The organism is Streptomyces sp. NPDC002784 (assembly GCF_053592135.1).
This window is the reverse complement of record NZ_JBSFVD010000024.1, coordinates 22,906-39,128: the sequence shown is the minus strand read 5'-3', so window position 1 is coordinate 39,128 and position 16,223 is coordinate 22,906. Positions and strand designations below refer to the sequence as shown.

Below are 16,223 nucleotides of genomic sequence, written 5' to 3'. Positions count from 1 at the left end.
CCTGCCATTCTTACCCGACGACGAGCCCCCGCCTTTCATTGCAAGGCGGGGGCTCGGTCGGGCGTGGGGTACTAGTCCTTCTTGCCGGGGGTTTCCTCTTCCGTGGCGGCGACCTCCGCGGCCACCGCCGCCGAGGTCTCCGCCGATTCCGCCAGCACCTCGTCGGACACCAGCTCCGCCGCCTCCTTCGCGGCGGTCAGCAGGACCGTGTCCTGCGGGGCCTGGTCCTCGAAGTTCTCCGGGTGGTGGCAGGCGACCCGCTGGCCGGGGCGCAGCTCCAGCAGCGGCGGCTCGGTCGTCTTGCAGACCTCCGTCGCCTTCCAGCACCGCGTGTGGAAGCGGCAGCCGCTGGGCGGCGCGATCGGCGAGGGCACATCCCCGCGGAGCAGGATGCGGTCGCTCTTGGTGCCCCGGCGCTTGGGGTCCGGCACCGGCACGGCCGACATCAGGGCCTTGGTGTACGGGTGCATGGGGGACTCGTACAGCGCGGTGCGGTCGGCGAGCTCGACGATCTTGCCGAGGTACATCACCGCGATCCGGTCCGAGACATGGCGGACGACGGACAGGTCGTGCGCGATGATCACGTACGTCAGGCCGAGCTCCTGCTGGAGGTCGTCCATCAGGTTCACGACCTGCGCCTGGATCGACACGTCGAGAGCGGAGACCGGCTCGTCCGCCACGACCAGCTTCGGCTTCAGCGCCAGCGCCCGCGCGATGCCGATGCGCTGACGCTGACCGCCGGAGAACTCGTGCGGATAGCGGTTGTAGTGCTCGGGGCTGAGGCCGACCAGCTCCAGCAGCCGCTGGACCTCCTTCTTCACCCCGCCCTCGGGCTCGACGCCCTGGAGCCGGAAGGGCGCCGAGACGATCGAGCCGATGGTGTGCCGCGGGTTCAGGGAGCCGTACGGGTCCTGGAAGATCATCTGGATGTCCCGCCGCAGCGGGCGCATCCCGGCCGTGTTCAGCCGCGTGATGTCCTTGCCCTCGAAGTGGATCGAGCCGCCCGTCGGGTCCTGGAGCCGGGTGATGACCCGCCCCATGGTCGACTTGCCGCAGCCCGACTCGCCGACCACGCCCAGGGTCTCGCCCTTGCGCACCTCGAAGTCGATGCCGTCGACCGCCTTCACCGCGCCGACCTGGCGCTGGAGCACGCCCTTGCGGATCGGGAAGTGCTTCTGCAGGCCCTCGACCTTCAGCAGCACCTCGCGCTGCTCCGCGGGGGCCGACGCCTGCGCCGGGACGGTCACGTCCGATTTCTTGGTTTCACTCACAGCTTCGGCGCAATCTCTTCGGTCCAGATCCGCGTGCGGTCCTCGGGCGAGAGGTGGCAGGCGGAGAAGTGTCCGGTGCCGACCTGCGACAGCTCGGGGCGCACGGTGCGGGTGACATCGCCCTTGGGGACGTCCGCGTACGGGCAGCGGGGGTGGAACGCGCAGCCCGAGGGGATGTTGATCAGGCTCGGCGGCTGGCCCTTGACCGGGATGAGCCGGTCCGAGGTCTCCCGGTCGATGCGGGGCATCGAGCCGAGCAGACCCCAGGTGTACGGGTGCTGCGGCCGCTCGAAGATGTCGTCGACCGGACCGCGCTCCACGCACCGGCCGCCGTACATCACCAGCACGTCGTCGGCGATCTCGGCGACCACACCGAGGTCGTGGGTGATGAGGACGACCGCCGAGCCGAACTCCTTCTGCAGATCCCGGATCAGGTCGAGGATCTGCGCCTGCACGGTGACGTCCAGGGCGGTGGTCGGCTCGTCCGCGATGAGCAGTTCGGGGTTGTTCACCAGCGCCATGGCGATCATCGCGCGCTGGCGCATACCGCCGGAGAACTCGTGCGGGTAGCCGTCGACGCGCTGGGCGGGCTCGGGGATGCCGACCCGGTCGAGCATCTCGATGGCCCGGTTGCGCGCGACCTTCTTGCTGACGTCGTGGTGGACGCGGTACGCCTCCACGATCTGGTTGCCGATCGTGTAGTACGGGTGCATCGCGGACAGCGGGTCCTGGAAGATCATCGCCATCTCGCGGCCGCGCAGCCGGCGCACCTCGTCCGGGTCGGCGGAGACCAGTTCCTTGCCGTCCAGCCAGATCTCGCCGGACATCTTGACGTTCTTGCCGCGTGCGCCGAGGCGGTGCAGGCCCATGATCGCCAGCGAGGTGACCGACTTGCCCGAGCCGGACTCGCCCACGATGGAGAGGGTCTTGCCCTTCTCCAGCTTGAAGCTGAGCCCGTCGACGGACTTGACCATGCCGTCGTCGGTCGGGAAGTGCACCTTGAGGTCACGGACTTCGAGAAACGCGGTCGGCTCGTCGGAGGGCGCCTTGACGGGCTCCCCCACTGCGGCACCGGTCTTGGAGAGTTCGGTCACGAGAGCCTCACCCGCGGGTCGGCGGCGGCGTACAACAGGTCCACCAGGAAGTTTGCGATCACGACGAAGAAGGCGGCGAGCAGGGTCACGCCGAGGATCGGGGGCAGGTCGTTGTCCCGGATGGACTGCACCGCGTACTCACCGATGCCGTGCAGGGAGAAGACCGTCTCGGTGATCACCGCGCCACCGAGCAGCAGCCCGAGGTCCATGCCGAAGACGGTGATGATCGGGGTCAGCGCGGCCCGCAGCCCGTGCTTGACCACGACCTTCCGCTCGCGCAGGCCCTTGGCGCGCGCCGTGCGGATGAAGTCCTCGTTCATCGTCTCCAGCATGCCGGAGCGGGTGAGCCGGGCATAGATGGCCGAGTAGAGCAGGGCGAGCGAACACCACGCCGGGAACAGCGTGTTGGCCCACTGCGAGGGGTTCTCGGTGAAGGGGACGTACTCGCGGCCGAAGATCGGCCACTGGAAGGTGAAGAGGAACAGCGCGAGCTGGCCCGTGAAGAACATGGGCAGCGAGACACCGGCGAGGGCGATACCCATGAACGTCCGGTCGGCGAACGACCGCGGCTTGAGCGCGGAGATCACACCGGCCGTGACACCGCCCAGCAGCCACATGACGGCGGCACCGGCGGCCAGCGAGAGCGTCACCGGCAGACGGTCGGTGAGCTGCGGCCAGACCTCGACGTGGGTCTTGAAGGAGTAGCCGAAGCAGGGGGCGTTGCACTGCGCCGTGGTGGGGCCGAGGTCATAGGTGGCGCCCGAGACGATCCCCTTGATGAAATCCCAGTACTGGACGTACACGGGCTGGTCGAGACCGAGGTTCTGCTTGACCGCTTCGATGTCGGCCTTCGAGGGGCTCTTCCCGATGTACTGCTGGGCCAGCTGGTCGGCCGTCTGGCCGGCGAGCCGGGGCAGCAGGAAGAAGATCGCGAAGGTGACCGCGGTGACGACCAGCAGCAGGATCACCGCTGCGACCGTCCGGCGGAGGATGTACGAGATCACGGGGATCGGCGCTGATGCCCGCGGGCCGCGAAGCCCGCGGGCATCAATGCCTTCACCTGCCTTCCGGGGCTACTTCTTGGTCGTGCCGATGTTGAGGTAGTCGTACTGACCGCTGAAGGCCGCCGTCGAGACCAGGTTGGTGAAGTTGGCGGGGCGGTACAGCAGGACCTTGAAGTAGGTCAGCGGAACGAGGGCCGCCTCCTCCATCGTCTTCTTGTCGATCTCGGCGTAGAGGCTGTTGCGCTCGGCCTCGTCCTCGGTCGCGATCGCCTTCTCGAGCATCGAGTTGATGTCGGCGTTGTCGAGCTGCGACAGGTTGGTGTTGCCGGAGGCGCCGATCGCGTCACCGTGCAGGATCTGCTGCTCGAAGCCGTAGCCGGAGGGCCAGTCGGCACCCCACTGCATCATGTGCAGACCGATGTTCTGCTTCTTGTTGAACGTCGGCACACCCGCGGCGTCGGTGAAGTACTTGCCCGACGGGTACTGCTTCAGGGTGGCGTCGATGCCGACCTTCTTCAGCGAGTCGATGATCGCGGTGGCGGAGTCGATCTCCGCCGGGCGGTCGCTGCGCGCCGAGATGTTGGTCTTGATCGACGTCTTGCCGCAGGCCTTGAGCTGCTCCTTGGCCTTGGCGACGTCACCCTTGTTGCCGGGGGTGGCGTACAGGTCGGACTTCTCGTAGCCCGGGATGTCCGGCGGCAGGACGGTGGTGGCGATGTCACCGCGGATCGGGCCGCCGAGGGCGGTCTGCACCGAGACCTTGTCGACCGCGAACTGCACGGCCTTGCGGCACTCGACCTTGTCGAACGGCGCGAGCTTGGTGTTGATCGCCATGTAGACCAGACGGCCACCGAAGGTGTTGTCGGTGTTGGCCTTCATGTCCGAGGAGTTGACGACCTTCGCCTGGGTCGCGGCCTGGACGCCCGTACCACCGAGGTCGATCGCCTTGCCGGCCATGACGTCCTGGTCGATCGTCTCGGCGTTGACCTTCAGCTTGACGACGATCTTGTCCGGGTACTGCTTGCGCAGCGGGTCGGTCTTGGCGTCCCAGTTCTCGTTGCGGACGAGGACGACCTGCTTGCCCTCTTCGTAGCTCTCGAACTTGTAGGAGCCGGAGGACACGATGCTCTTGACGTAGTCGACGCCCTTGTCCTTCGCCTTCGGCACCGGGGCCGTCTGCGGGGTGGCGACCAGGTAGTCGAACTCCTGGAAGGCGCGGTTGAGCTTGAAGACGATCGTGCTGTCGTCCGGCGTCTCGATGGACGACAGGCCCTTGTCGCTCTTGTCCTTGTACGGGCCCTTGTACTTGTCGCCGTCCTCGAGGAACTGCTGGAAGTAGTTGGGGCCGAGGGAGAGCACGTCACGCGCGAAGTTCGAGCGCTCGACCGCGTACTTGACGTCCTTGGACGTGATCGGCGTGCCGTCCTCGTACTTGAGGCCCTCACGCAGCTTGTACGTCCAGGTCTTGCCGCCGTCGCTGGGCTCACCCGGAGCCGACGCGAGGTCGGGGACCAGCTCGTTGCCGGCCTCACCCGCGGCGGGCTTGAACGTCATCAGCGGGCGGGCGTACAGCCGGCTGAGGTTGTACATGTACGCGTAGTACGTGTTGCCCGGGTCGAAGGAGTCCGGCACGTCCGAGTACTCGTACGTGACCGTGCCCCCCTTCGCGTCGGAGGCGTTGACGACACCCTTGGTCGCGGCGTCGGCGCCGGCCGACTTGTTGTTGCCGTCGCCATTGTCGTTGTTGTCATCGGCCTTGCTGCAACCCGAAAGCACCAGGCTCACAGTGCCGATAGCCGCGATTGCGGCCAGCGCTGACCTTCGCATGATGGTCTGCTTCCCCTCCATAGGTGGAAACTTGATGGGCTCTCGACGCGGCCGCATGTCAGCGGCTGCGCGGGTCGAGAGCGTCACGGAGTCCGTCGCCGAGCAGGTTGAACGCCAGGACGGTGACGAAGATGGCGAGGCCCGGCACGATCATGAACTGCGGGTCGACCTCGTAGAAGTCGACCGCCTGGTTGAGCATGCCGCCCCACGACGCCTGCGGGGGCTGGATGCCGACGCCGAGGAAGCTCAGACTGGCCTCGAAAAGGATGTTCGTCGGGATGAGCAGCGTCGAGTAGACGATGATCGGGCCGACCAGGTTCGGGAGCAGTTCCCGGAAGAGGATGTACGGGCCCTTGGCGCCCATGCCCCGGGAGGCGTCGACGAACTCACGCTCCCTCAGGGCCAGGGTCTGACCGCGGACGATACGGCCCAGGTACGGCCAGTTGAAGAAGCCGATGATGAAGATCAGCACGGTGATGTGCAGCGGCAGACCCTCCAGGCCGAAGGCACCGCCCTGCAGCGTCGCCGAGATGGCGATGGCGAACAGCAGCAGCGGGAAGGCGAGGAAGGTGTCCATCAGCCGGCTGATGATCGCGTCCACGCGCCCGCCGTAGTAACCGGCGATCACACCGAGGACCGTGCCGATGGTGTTGGACAGGATCGTGGCCCCGAACGCGACGACCAGGGACACCCAGGAGCCCTCCAGGATGCGGGTGGCGATGTCCCGCCCGAACTTGGGCTCGACGCCCAGCGGGTGGTCCAGGCTCATCCCGCCGAAGTCCCCTGTGGGCAGCGAGGTGTTGGGGTCGATCAGATCCTGGTTGAAGGCGTTGGGGTCGAGACCGAAGAGGGCCTGGATGGGCCGGGACAGGACGGCGAGCAGCACCAGCAGGATGACGACGATGCCGCCGGCCACGGCGACCTTGTCCTTCTTGAACCGGGTCCAGGCGATCTGTCCAAGGGAGCGGCCCTCGATCTGCCCCTTGTCGGCACCGCTGAGGACAGCTTCCGGCTGTGCCTCGGCCGCCTTCGTGGTCTCGATCGGTGCGGTCACAGTGACCCGACCCCTCTCGCCGGTGGTGACCGGCCTACGCCCGCCGTGGATTACGGCTTTGTCGACTTGCACTCGATCACAGGATCGACCGATCCCATGTCTGACTCGGGAGTCTTCAGCGTCGTCACGATCACCCGCCAGGTCTGGCGGCGAAAGTATGCGCAACCGTGATGATGCACTGGGGATTCCGTTATCCGAACAGCAGATGACGGAGGCCGAACGGGAGGGAGTTGGGACACATCGGTCGATAGGCGACATTCGGCGTCATCTACGCGCGAAGAAATGTGTCGGGTCCGTGAACGGCCGACGGCCCGTCATAGGTCAGTAGCCGCCCTGTACCGGTGGGTAACCGTACCCGGCGGCGGGCGCCTGCGCCGCGTGGGCGTCACGGTCGTAGAAGGGGCGGGCGTTCGCCCGCATCCACAGCGCGACCGGGTCGTACTCGTCGGACATCGCCACCGTGGAGACCGGCAGCCCGTCCGGGACGGCGCCGATGGACTGCTGCATCATCGCGCGCACCGAGTCCACGGCGGGCGGGCTGGTGTCGTACACGTCCAGGCCGATGGCGAGGTACGGCGCTCCGAGCGCGGGCTGCACCCAGGCGCGGCGCAGCGCGCGGACGGCCGGGGTGCGGTGGGCGTTCTGCGCGAGCAGGGCGTAGAAGTGCGGGATCTCGATGCCGGGTTCGGACAGCCGCAGCGGGCCCGCGGGCTGGCGCTCCAGACCGGTGGCGATCCGCCGCAGGTCGAGCCACGGGATGCCGACGCCGCCGCCCGGTGCGTGCGGGTTCAGCCAGAGGCCGAAGTGGTCGGGGTACAGCGTGCGGGCCACGTCGACTCCGTCGACGACCTCGTAACTGCGGTTCCAGCCGCTGGCCGAGAGCTCCTGGGCGGAGGTGACGCAGGGGGCGTAGCCGTAGCCGTCGACCTCCATGTTCCCGTACTGGGCGTCCGGGGAGCCGGCCTGGCCGTGCCACAGCAGCATCCAGATCTGGCCGGAGTTCGGGGTCGCGAGCGCGCGCAGCAGCGCCTCGTAGGCGTCGTAACGCCCGGGCGTGACCTGGCGCAGCATGTGCTCGACCTGCCCGGCCGCGATGCCGCTGGCGCTCACCTGTACCGCCCCTTCACCTTTTCTCCGACCGAGCCTTGGGCCTAGCTTAAGCCCGCCTGCGGGGGTGGGACTTGGTCCGGTCGCGCGTCTGCGGCTTTCGTCGTGGCTGGTCGCGCCCCGCGGCGCAGCCGCACATCGACACAGCCCGCGCCCCCAGGTGTCTTCACCGGCCCTGTGTGTAGAAGGGCCGCACTTTTTCCCGCATCCAGATCGCCACCGGGTCCTGGGCCGCCATGTCCAGGAGGATCAGGTTGACGGGCCAGTTCGTGGGGACCCTGCCGAGGGCCCGCCCCAGGGCGTCCATCGGGGCCGTGCGCAGGTCGCCCTCCCAGTCGGAGAGCTCGACCCCTATGAACATCACCGGGTCCGCCGTCTCGATGGCGGCCAGGCAGCGGCGGGCCGTGGTGACCACGCCGGTCGTCGCGAACTCTGCGGAGGCGGCGGACAGGAAGTCGACCGGGTCGTCCTGCCAGTCCGGCTCGTACAGCTTGACGCGGCCGCCGCTCGCCGGGCCGTCCAGCGGGGTGCGGCCCACGCGGCACAGCTCGGCCACCGCCGGCGGCGGAAGGGGGATGCCCACCACGCCGTCCGGGTTCACCGCGATGCCCACCTGCGGCGGCAGCCCGCGGGCGAACTCCACCGCCGGGGCGATCGTGTACGACATGTGCGAGCCGACGACCTGGCGGAACTGTTCCTCGGAGCTGAAGACCGGGACATAGGCCTGGCCCTCGATCTCCAGCGTGGGCAGGTCCAGCGGGCCGCTGTGCGGGCCGCCGCCGGAGGGCAGCGGGACCCACAGGAAGCTGCGGCCGAGGACCTCGATGATCCGGCCGCCCGCGGTGGGGACGCCGAGGGAGGCGGAGAGCACCTCCTCCAGCTCGTTGCCGGGCCATCCGCCGTGCGGATGGGGGTGTGCCTGCGCCGGAAAGTCCGCGGGGAGATCCGCCGGGAAGTCCATCTGTCTGACCGCCTGCCGTGAACCACTGATGTGGCTGAAAAGGCTAGCGCCTGCCCGGCCGCCCGGGGTCAGCCCGTGAAGCCGATCCGCCGCAGCGCCCCCGCCGCGGGCCGGTCGATCAGGACCGCCGAACCGCAGCCCGGCGGCAGCTCGCCCTGCTCCACCGCGCGCAGCAGCCGGCCCGCCGCCGAGCGGTGCCGCAGGAAGGCGTACCGCGAGACACCGCGCCCGCGCTCGCGCTGGCCCTCCAGCGCCTCGTCCGGGGTGACGTCCAGGAGCAGCAGATGCAGCGTGCCGCCCCGGCGCCGCGCCGCGCGGGCCAGCCAGCCGCGCACCCAGGCCTGGGTGCCGCAGTCGTGCACGACGACTCCCTGGTCGGAGCGGAGCGCGCGCCACAGACCGGCGTAGTGCGCGAGCCGGACCAGGGGCCGGTAGACCGCGTACGGCAGGAAGCCCGGCATCCGGGCGTCCCAGCGGTCGCGGGTGTCCTGGGAGTCGATGCGCGGGCCCTTCACGGTCCGCCGCATCAGCGTGGACTTGCCGCTGCCCGGCAGGCCGGTGATCACGACCAGGTCCCGGGGCCCGAAGAGCAGGGCGTGCGGGCTGCGGCCGTCGCGTTCGCGCAGGTCGCGGACGACGGCTGCGGGCAGCGTGCCGCGGGCTTCGAGCGCCGGGGCCGCGGGCTGCTCGGGCAGCGCCAGGCCCGACGTGGTCGCGTACGCCGTGGTCCTGTTCACCGTGATCGTCCTCCTCCGGGTCGGGATCTCCCCTCCCCACTGAACGTAAAGAGAAGGTAATAGGCGATCTCTCGCGTTTTCGTGTGCGTACCGCCACAAGCCGGTTACAGAAGCGGCCTGCCCACGGACGCCCCGGTCATGCAATGATGGCCGCGCCAACTGCATACCGGCCGTTCGAATCCGCGCGGGAGAGTTCCCAGCCTTCAGCTGGGGCGCCGAAGGAGCAAGTCCCTCCCTTGAATCTCTCAGGCCCCGTTACCGCGCGGGCGAGGCACATCTGAAAAGCGGACCGCCGTTTGCCGGTGGTCCCACCCAAGGTGCAAGTCATGCCCGCGTGGTCATGACGAACCTCTCAGGTTCCGATGACAGATGGGGAGGAAAGACCTCGCCGTCATGCCCTGGGAGACGACCGTCCGATGAGCAGTTCCGAACCCCGCCGTACCGCCCTCGATGCCCTGCATCGCTCGCTGGGCGCGACGATGACCGACTTCGCCGGCTGGGACATGCCGCTGCGCTACGGCTCCGAGCGCGACGAGCACACCGCCGTGCGCACCAAGGCCGGGCTCTTCGACCTCTCCCACATGGGCGAGATCACCGTGACCGGCCCGGAGGCCGCCCGGCTGCTGAACTACGCCCTCGTCGGCAACATCGCCTCCGTCGGCGTCGGCCGCGCCCGCTACACCATGATCTGCCGGGCCGACGGCGGCATCCTCGACGACCTGATCGTCTACCGGCTCGCCGAGACCGAGTACATGGTCGTCGCCAACGCCTCCAACGCCCAGATCGTGCTGGACGCGCTGGCGGATCGTTCCGCCGGCTTCGACGCCGAGGTGCGCGACGACCGGGACGCCTACGCGCTGATCGCGGTACAGGGCCCGCAGTCCCCCGGCATCCTCGGCTCGCTCACCGACGCCGACCTCGACGGCCTGAAGTACTACGCCGGGCTCCCCGGCACCGTCGCGGGCGTCCCGGCGCTGATCGCGCGCACCGGCTACACCGGCGAGGACGGCTTCGAGCTGTTCGTGGCGCCCGCCGACGCCGAGAAGCTGTGGCAGGCGCTCACCGAGGCGGGCGCGCCCGTCGGCCTGATCCCGTGCGGTCTGTCCTGCCGGGACACCCTGCGGCTGGAGGCGGGCATGCCGCTGTACGGCCATGAGCTCACCACCTCGCTGACCCCCTTCGACGCCGGTCTCGGCCGGGTGGTCAAGTTCGAGAAGGAGGGCGACTTCGTGGGGCGCGAGGCGCTCACCGAGGCCGCCGAGCGCGCGGAGGGCAACCCGCCGCGGGTCCTGGTCGGCCTGATCGCCGAGGGCCGCCGCGTCCCGCGCGCCGGGTACCAGGTCGTCGCCGACGGCCAGGTCATCGGCGAGGTCACCTCCGGCGCCCCCTCCCCCACGCTGGGCAAGCCGATCGCCATGGCCTACGTGGACGCCGCGCACGCGGCGCCCGGCACGGCCGGCGTCGGCGTGGACATCCGGGGCACCCACGAGCCGTACGAGGTCGTGGCGCTGCCCTTCTACAAGCGCCGGAAGTAGCCACCGGGCGTGACCCGGCGCACCTTTTCGCTGATCACGCACGCCTTCCGCAGTCCCCCCCTTCATCAGCACTCCCCCGCGTACAGGAGAATTCAGGCCATGAGCAACCCCCAGCAGCTGCGCTACAGCAAGGAGCACGAGTGGCTGTCGGTCGCCGAGGACGGCGTCTCGACGGTCGGCATCACGGAGTACGCGGCCAACGCGCTCGGTGACGTCGTCTTCGCCCAGCTCCCCGAGGTCGGCTCCACGGTGGCCGCGGGCGAGTCCTGCGGCGAGCTGGAGTCCACCAAGTCGGTCAGCGACCTGTACTCCCCGGTCGCCGGTGAGATCACCGAGATCAACGAGGACGTCGTCAACGACCCCTCGCTGGTGAACTCGGCCCCCTTCGAGGGCGGCTGGCTGTTCAAGGTCCGCGTGACGGAGGAGTCGGCCGACCTGCTCTCCGCCGACGAGTACACCGCCTTTTCCGCCGGCTGAGGAGTCGTAGACGCATGTCCGTCCTGAACACGCCCCTGCACGAGCTCGACCCGGACGTGGCCGCCGCGCTCGACGCCGAGCTGCACCGCCAGCAGTCCACCCTGGAGATGATCGCCTCCGAGAACTTCGCGCCGGTCGCGGTCATGGAGGCCCAGGGCTCGGTCCTCACCAACAAGTACGCCGAGGGCTACCCGGGCCGCCGCTACTACGGCGGCTGCGAGCACGTCGACGTGGCCGAGCAGATCGCCATCGACCGGGTCAAGGAGCTGTTCGGCGCCGAGTACGCCAACGTCCAGCCGCACTCCGGTGCCTCCGCGAACCAGGCCGCGCTGTTCGCGCTGGCCCAGCCCGGCGACACCATCCTCGGTCTGGACCTGGCCCACGGCGGCCATCTGACCCACGGGATGCGGCTGAACTTCTCCGGCAAGCAGTTCAACGTGGTCGCCTACCACGTCGACGACGCCGGTCTGGTCGACATGGCCGAGGTCGAGCGGCTCGCCAAGGAGCACCGCCCGAAGGTGATCATCGCCGGCTGGTCGGCGTACCCGCGCCAGCTGGACTTCGCGGAGTTCCGGCGGATCGCCGACGAGGTCGAGGCGTACCTGTGGGTCGACATGGCGCACTTCGCCGGCCTGGTGGCCGCGGGGCTGCACCCGAACCCGGTGCCGTACGCCGATGTCGTGACCTCCACCACCCACAAGACCCTGGGCGGTCCGCGCGGCGGCATCATCCTCGCCCGGGGCAAGGAGTTCGCGAAGAAGCTGAACTCCGCCGTCTTCCCGGGCTTCCAGGGCGGTCCGCTGGAGCACGTGATCGCGGCCAAGGCGGTCTCCTTCAAGGTCGCCGCCTCGGAGGACTTCAAGGAGCGGCAGCGGCGTACGGTGGAGGGTGCGCGCATCCTCGCCGAGCGGCTCACGGCGGCCGACGCCCGCGAGGCCGGGGTCAACGTCCTGTCCGGCGGCACCGACGTCCACCTGCTCCTGGTGGACCTGCGCGAGTCCGAGCTGGACGGACAGCAGGCCGAGGACCGCCTCCACGAGGTCGGGATCACGGTCAACCGCAACGCCGTCCCGAACGACCCGCGTCCGCCGATGGTCACCTCCGGTCTGCGGATCGGCACGCCCGCCCTGGCCACCCGCGGCTTCACCGCCGAGGACTTCGCCGAGGTCGCGGACGTGATCGCACAGGCGCTGAAGCCGTCCTACGACGCGGAGGCGCTCAAGGCCCGGGTCCGGGCCCTGGCGGACAAGCACCCGCTGTACCCCGGCCTGAGCAAGTAGTAGTTCCCTGGTGGGGGCACCCGAGGACGTGTGCCCCCGCCCTTTTTCGGAGGAGTTCCCGTGGCCATCTCGGTCTTCGACCTGTTCTCGATCGGCATCGGCCCGTCGAGCTCCCACACGGTCGGCCCGATGCGTGCGGCCCGCATGTTCGTCCGGCGCGTGCGCAACGAAGGGCTGCTGGAGGGCGTCACCTCGGTCCGCTGCGAGCTGTACGGCTCCCTGGGCGCGACCGGGCACGGCCACGGCACGCCGAAGGCGGTGCTGCTCGGGCTGGAGGGGGCCTCGCCGCGCACGGTGGACGTGGAGGGGGCGGACGAGCGGGTCGAGTCGATCAAGTCCACGGGGCGGCTGTCGCTGCTGGGCGAGCGCGAGATCGCGTTCTCCTTCGACGACGACCTGGTGCTGCACCGGCGCGAGACGCTGCCGTACCACGCGAACGGCATGACGATCCGGGCGTACGACGCCCAGGGCGCCGAGCTGATCGCGAAGACGTACTACTCGGTCGGCGGCGGCTTCGTCGTGGACGAGGAGGCGGTGGGCGCCGACCGGATCAAGCTCGACGACACGGCGCTGAAGTACCCCTTCCGCACCGGTGACGAGCTGCTGCGGCTGACGAAGGAGACGGGTCTTTCGATCTCCTCGCTGATGCTGGAGAACGAGCGGGCCTGGCGCACGGAGGAGGAGATCCGCGCGGGCCTGCTGGAGATCTGGCGGGTGATGCAGGCGTGCGTGGCGCGCGGCATGTCCCGGGAGGGGATCCTGCCGGGCGGACTGCGGGTGCGCCGCAGGGCCGCGGTGTCGGCGCGCCAGCTGCGGGCCGAGGGCGACCCGCTGGCGCACGCGATGGAGTGGCTCACGCTGTACGCGATGGCGGTGAACGAGGAGAACGCGGCGGGCGGCCGGGTGGTCACGGCCCCGACGAACGGCGCCGCGGGCATCATCCCCTCGGTCCTGCACTACTACATCAACTTCGTGCCGGGCGCGGACGAGGACGGCGTGGTCCGGTTCCTGCTCGCCGCCGGCGCGATCGGCATGCTCTTCAAGGAGAACGCCTCCATCTCCGGCGCCGAGGTCGGCTGCCAGGGCGAGGTGGGCTCGGCCTGCTCGATGGCGGCGGGAGCCCTCGCGGAGGTGCTGGGCGGCTCCCCGGAGCAGGTGGAGAACGCGGCCGAGATCGGCATGGAGCACAACCTGGGCCTGACCTGCGACCCGGTCGGCGGCCTGGTCCAGATCCCGTGCATCGAGCGCAACGGCATGGCCGCGGTGAAGGCGGTCACGGCGGCGAAGATGGCGATGCGCGGGGACGGCTCGCACAAGGTGTCCCTGGACAAGGTCATCAAGACGATGAAGGACACCGGCGCCGACATGAGCGTGAAGTACAAGGAGACGGCGCGGGGCGGACTGGCGGTCAACATCATCGAATGCTGAACGTTCCCGTCGCGGACCACCGGGGCATCAACAACTCCCGTCCCCCCACGCACACTTCAGGGAGTCCACGATGCTTCGCGGCATTGACGTCAGCTCGTACCAGTCGTCGGCCTATGACACGGACGGTCTGTCCTTCGTCTTCGTCAAGGCGACGGAGGGGCGCTCGTACGTCAACCCCAAACTGGCGGCCCAGACCAAGCGTGCCCGTGAGGCGGGACTGGTGGTCGGCTTCTATCACTTCCTGTGGCCGGGCAACCTCACGGCCCAGGCGCAGTACTTCGTCAAGCACGCCCCGGAGAAGGCGGGCGACATCCTCGCCGTCGACTGGGAGAGCACCAGCGACGGCACCCATGCGTCCAACGCGGAGAAGGACCTGTTCATCCGCAAGGTGAAGGAGCTGCGGCCGAACAATCCGGTCGTGCTGTACTGCAACCGGAATTTCTGGCTCAACATCGACCGCACCTCCTACGCCGGCGACGGCCTCTGGATCGCCGACTACGTCACCGCGGGCAAGCCCCGCATCAAGGCGAAGTGGCGCTTCCACCAGTACACCGACGACCCCCTGGACCGGAACGTCGCCGACTTCGCGAGCAGGGCGGCGCTGCGCGCGTGGGCCGACGAGGTGTGATCCGAGGGGGTCGTCGCCGCCGAGCGAGGGCTCAGGCCCGGAACTCCGGCTTGCGGTCCGGGGACGCCTCCGCCAGGGCCTTGGTGACCCCCTCGACTCCGGCCCGCAGGCCGTAGACGGGGGTGTCGGGCTGCTGGCGCCAGGAGTCGTCGATCCCGCCCGCGTCCACCGTGTCGTAGCCGAGTTCGTCGATCAGGGCGCGGACCTTCGCCTTCGCCGCCTCGTCGTCACCGGCCACCGGCAGGGCCATCCGGTCGGGGTCGCCGGCCGGGCGGTGGCGGTCCAGCAGGTCCTGGGCGTAGGTGCCGTTGAACGCCTTGATCACCGGGTGGCCGATCTGCCGTTCCGTCCAGCGGCTCTCCGTCAGCCCCTCGTCCTCGATCCCGGCGATCTTCCCGTCCCGCTGCTTCGGGTAGTAGTTGCCGGTGTCGATGACGGCGACGCCCTCCGCCGCCTCGGCGAGCAGGCCCGCGGGCAGGTCCGGTACGGCCTTGACCGGGATGGTGATCACGACGATCTCGGCGCCGCGCGCGGCCTCCTCCACCCGGACCGCCCTCGCCCCGGTCTCCGTGGCCAGTTCATTGAGGGTGTGCGGCCCGCGCGAGTTGGCGACGGAGACCTCGTGGCCGAGAGCGGTCAGCCGCCGGGTGAGGTTGCCGCCGATCTGACCCGCGCCGATGATGCCGATCTTCATGTCAGCCCTTCCCAAGGTAAATGCACATGCATTCTTCTGCTGTCGGGCATCAACCGCACGGCCGTTCCGGCTATTCCTCGGCGGACCGCCGCTTTCAGAGCCGTACGACGATCTTGCCCGTGTGCCGGTTCGACTCCATCAGACGGTGGGCGTCCTGGATGGTGTCGAGCCCCTCGAAGACCTCCGCCACGACCGGCCGGAAACCGCCGTCGGCGAGGCCGGCGTTGACGAAGGCGGTGGCGCGGCGGCGGCCGTCGCTCGTGTCGGTGAGGGCCATGTTGGCGTAAGTGTGGATCGTGAAGGGCCAGTTGAAAGGGACCTCGGCGGGGCGGCCGTCCAGCCAGCCGTAGAGCACGGCGCATCCGCCGGGCGCGAGAGAGGAGGCCAGGGCACCGAAGCCCGGACCGCCGATCCCGTCGAAGATCACCTCGACGCCCCGGCCGCCGGTGAGCTGCTTGACCTCCGCGGCGACCGCGTCCCCCGCGGCGTCCCCGGTGACGATCACCTCGGCCGCCCCCACGTCGAGCAGCCGCTTGCGCTTGGCCTCGGTCCGGGTGGTGGCGATCGGGATGGCACCGATGCGCCGGGCGACCTGGACGGCGGCGGTACCCACGCCGCTGGAGGCGCCGGTGACGAGCACATGGTCCCCGGGCTTGAGTCCGGCGGTCTCCAGCAGGGCGCCGTAGGCGGTGCTGTACGTCATCCAGGCGGCGGCCCCGGTCACCGCGTCGACGGAGGCGGGGCGCCGGACGACGGCGGACCCGGGCAGGACGAGCCGCTCGGCGTACACGCCCTGGGCGCTCATCTCGATGCCGGGGCCGGTCATCACCGGGTCGCCGACGGCGAGTTCGGTGACGCCCTCGCCGAGGGCCTCGACGACGGCGGAGGCCTCGTAGCCGAGGCGGGAGGCGGGGAGCGTGGGCTGGTAGTAGTAAGTCCCGGCGCGGAACAGGGCTTCGGCGCGATTGAGGCCCAATGCCTCTACGCGCAGGGCGACTTCACCCGGGCCGGGCTCGGGGACGGCCGCGTCCTCGATGGTCAGGACGTCGGGTCCGCCGAGGTCGTGAAAGAGCACGGTGCGTGCGGTCGTTGGCATGGCATCGACGGTACGGGCGGCGCCGGAGAC

At 69.6% G+C, this 16,223-nt stretch carries 15 protein-coding genes and 2 riboswitches; of the genes, 5 read left to right on the top strand and 10 right to left on the bottom strand.

Annotated features, from left to right (window positions below; genetic code table 11):
• Positions 1-71 precede the first annotated feature (71 nt).
• From ACWD1Z_RS30520 to ACWD1Z_RS30485, 8 genes are all read right to left on the bottom strand, one after another.
• Positions 72-1,271 (bottom strand): ABC transporter ATP-binding protein, encoded by a 1,200-nt coding sequence (locus ACWD1Z_RS30520; protein WP_451122964.1) that lies wholly within the window; start codon positions 1,269-1,271, stop codon positions 72-74.
• A complete protein-coding gene (locus ACWD1Z_RS30515; RefSeq protein WP_451122962.1) occupies positions 1,268-2,365 on the bottom strand; it encodes an ABC transporter ATP-binding protein in 1,098 nt (365 codons plus the stop codon). Before ACWD1Z_RS30515 ends, ACWD1Z_RS30520 begins: the two co-directional genes overlap by 4 nt.
• Positions 2,362-3,369: an ABC transporter permease gene (locus ACWD1Z_RS30510; protein WP_451122960.1), complete on the bottom strand. Its 1,008-nt coding sequence runs from the start codon at positions 3,367-3,369 to the stop codon at positions 2,362-2,364. Before ACWD1Z_RS30510 ends, ACWD1Z_RS30515 begins: the two co-directional genes overlap by 4 nt.
• A gap of 69 nt (positions 3,370-3,438) precedes the next feature.
• A complete protein-coding gene (locus tag ACWD1Z_RS30505; RefSeq protein WP_451122958.1) occupies positions 3,439-5,196 on the bottom strand; it encodes an ABC transporter substrate-binding protein in 1,758 nt (585 codons plus the stop codon).
• A 58-nt stretch (positions 5,197-5,254) separates the two neighbouring features.
• The gene (locus tag ACWD1Z_RS30500; protein ID WP_451122956.1) at positions 5,255-6,250 is read right to left on the bottom strand and encodes an ABC transporter permease; all 996 of its coding nucleotides are present in this window, start codon (positions 6,248-6,250) and stop codon (positions 5,255-5,257) included.
• A 321-nt stretch (positions 6,251-6,571) separates the two neighbouring features.
• Positions 6,572-7,360 carry an enhanced serine sensitivity protein SseB C-terminal domain-containing protein gene (locus tag ACWD1Z_RS30495; RefSeq protein ID WP_451122954.1) on the bottom strand — a complete coding sequence of 263 codons (789 nt, stop codon included), beginning with the start codon at positions 7,358-7,360 and terminating at the stop codon, positions 6,572-6,574.
• A gap of 163 nt (positions 7,361-7,523) precedes the next feature.
• Positions 7,524-8,318, bottom strand: a complete 795-nt coding sequence (locus tag ACWD1Z_RS30490) for an enhanced serine sensitivity protein SseB (RefSeq protein WP_451122952.1) — start codon at positions 8,316-8,318, stop codon at positions 7,524-7,526.
• Between the two features lie 68 nt (positions 8,319-8,386).
• Complete coding sequence (locus ACWD1Z_RS30485; protein WP_451122950.1) at positions 8,387-9,055, bottom strand: AAA family ATPase; 669 nt, start codon at positions 9,053-9,055, stop codon at positions 8,387-8,389.
• A gap of 175 nt (positions 9,056-9,230) precedes the next feature.
• A riboswitch (glycine riboswitch) is annotated at positions 9,231-9,326 on the top strand.
• Positions 9,327-9,434: riboswitch (glycine riboswitch) on the top strand.
• Positions 9,435-9,471: 37 nt separating this feature from the next.
• Between ACWD1Z_RS30485 and gcvT the strand changes: the two genes are divergently transcribed.
• From gcvT to ACWD1Z_RS30460, 5 genes are all read left to right on the top strand, one after another.
• A complete protein-coding gene (gene gcvT, locus ACWD1Z_RS30480; RefSeq protein WP_451122948.1) occupies positions 9,472-10,590 on the top strand; it encodes a glycine cleavage system aminomethyltransferase GcvT in 1,119 nt (372 codons plus the stop codon).
• A gap of 99 nt (positions 10,591-10,689) precedes the next feature.
• The gene (gene gcvH / locus ACWD1Z_RS30475; protein ID WP_451122946.1) at positions 10,690-11,067 is read left to right on the top strand and encodes a glycine cleavage system protein GcvH; all 378 of its coding nucleotides are present in this window, start codon (positions 10,690-10,692) and stop codon (positions 11,065-11,067) included.
• A gap of 14 nt (positions 11,068-11,081) precedes the next feature.
• Entirely contained in the window at positions 11,082-12,347 is a 1,266-nt protein-coding gene (gene glyA, locus ACWD1Z_RS30470; protein WP_389414842.1) for a serine hydroxymethyltransferase, read from the top strand.
• Between the two features lie 60 nt (positions 12,348-12,407).
• Complete coding sequence (locus ACWD1Z_RS30465) at positions 12,408-13,775, top strand: L-serine ammonia-lyase (protein ID WP_451122944.1); 1,368 nt, start codon at positions 12,408-12,410, stop codon at positions 13,773-13,775.
• A 70-nt stretch (positions 13,776-13,845) separates the two neighbouring features.
• The gene (locus tag ACWD1Z_RS30460) at positions 13,846-14,403 is read left to right on the top strand and encodes a glycoside hydrolase family 25 protein (protein WP_451122942.1); all 558 of its coding nucleotides are present in this window, start codon (positions 13,846-13,848) and stop codon (positions 14,401-14,403) included.
• Positions 14,404-14,434: 31 nt separating this feature from the next.
• Here ACWD1Z_RS30460 and ACWD1Z_RS30455 read toward each other — a convergent pair whose 3' ends face one another.
• On the bottom strand, positions 14,435-15,112 hold the full coding sequence (locus tag ACWD1Z_RS30455; protein ID WP_451122940.1) for an NADPH-dependent F420 reductase: 678 nt from the start codon (positions 15,110-15,112) through the stop codon (positions 14,435-14,437).
• A gap of 79 nt (positions 15,113-15,191) precedes the next feature.
• Positions 15,192-16,193, bottom strand: coding sequence for a zinc-dependent alcohol dehydrogenase family protein (locus ACWD1Z_RS30450; protein ID WP_451122938.1), 1,002 nt, complete (start codon positions 16,191-16,193; stop codon positions 15,192-15,194).
• Between the last annotated feature and the right edge of the window lie 30 nt (positions 16,194-16,223).